Source organism: Rhodococcus sp. DMU2021 (genome assembly GCF_019641445.1).
Lineage (GTDB): Bacteria > Actinomycetota > Actinomycetes > Mycobacteriales > Mycobacteriaceae > Rhodococcus > Rhodococcus pyridinivorans.
On sequence record NZ_JAIFKB010000081.1, the window covers coordinates 1 to 1382 of the forward strand.

The window sequence follows — 1382 nt, forward strand, 5'->3', positions numbered from 1 at the left end:
GGGACTGTCCGGAAAACGGTGTGTGAAGGTCCGGTCTGACCCGAAAGGAAATGACCGTGACTGACACGACAGAAGTGCTGGGCGAGGCGATCATTGATCCCGTGACCGGGGAGATCATCGATCAGAAGGAGTTCGCGGAGCGTTTGCTCGCGCAGGCGAAGGAGCAGGGCGTGAGCCTGGTCGGGCCGGGAGGCCTGCTGAGCCAGCTCACGAAGAGCGTGCTCGAGACCGCTCTGGAAGCAGAACTGACCGAGCATCTCGGTCACGAACACGGCGGAACACCGATCGCGGAGAACATGCGCAACGGGACCCGCACCAAGACCGTACTGACCGAGATCGGGCCGGTCGAGATCGAAGTTCCCCGGGACCGGGACGGCTCGTTCGAACCGGTCATCGTCCCGAAACGCAAACGCCGGCTGGACGGGATCGATCAGATCGTGCTCTCGTTGACCGCCCGTGGGTTGACCACCGGTGAGATCGCCGCGCACTTCGACGAGGTCTACGGGGCGAAGGTCTCCAAGGACACCATCAGCAGGATCACCGAGAAGGTGACCGCCGAACTTGCCGAGTGGTCCTCCCGGCCACTGGATCCGATCTACCCGGTCATCTTCGTCGACGCGATCGTGGTGAAGGTCCGTGACGGGCAGGTGCGCAACACCCCGTTCTACGTCGTGATGGGCGTGACCGTCAGCGGTGAGCGCGACATTCTCGGCATCTGGGCCGGCGACGGTGCTGAAGGCGCCCGGTTCTGGTTGCAGGTGTTCAGCGAGTTGAAAAACCGCGGCGTCGAGGACGTGTTCATCGCCGTGTGTGACGGGCTGAAAGGGCTTCCCGAGGCGATCAACACCACCTGGGAGCACACGGTGGTTCAGCAGTGCATCGTGCACCTGATCCGCAACAGCTTCCGGTACGCCGGCCGGCAGCATCGCGATGCGATCGTCAAGTCCCTCAAGCCGGTCTACACGGCTCCGAGTGAGCAGGCCGCGAAGGATCGATTCAGCGAGTTTGCCGCCGAGTGGGGCGAGCGTTATCCGGCGATCGTGCAGTTGTGGGAGAACGCCTGGGCGGAGTTCGTTCCGTTCCTCGAGTACGACGTCGAGATCCGGCGGGTGATCTGCACGACGAACGCGATCGAGTCGATCAATGCTCGCTATCGGCGGGCAGTCCGCGCCCGAGGACACTTTCCCAACGAGGCATCGGCGCTCAAGTGCCTGTACTTGGTGACGCGGTCCCTTGACCCCACGGGCGGGGGCCGCGCACGCTGGGTGATGAGGTGGAAGCCTGCGTTGAACGCGTTCGCGATCACCTTCGCTGGACGGCTCGAAAGAACCATCCACTAATGAGAACCGCCGGGCCCCACACACCGTTTAACGGACAGACCC

Annotated in this window: 1 protein-coding gene; it reads left to right on the forward strand. The window is 63.5% G+C overall.

The genetic code is table 11. The features are described 5' to 3' along the window. Positions 1-50: 50 nt before the first annotated feature. Positions 51-1340 carry an IS256 family transposase gene (locus K3M35_RS25715; RefSeq protein ID WP_052227182.1) on the forward strand — a complete coding sequence of 430 codons (1290 nt, stop codon included), beginning with the start codon at positions 51-53 and terminating at the stop codon, positions 1338-1340. Positions 1341-1382: the final 42 nt, after the last annotated feature.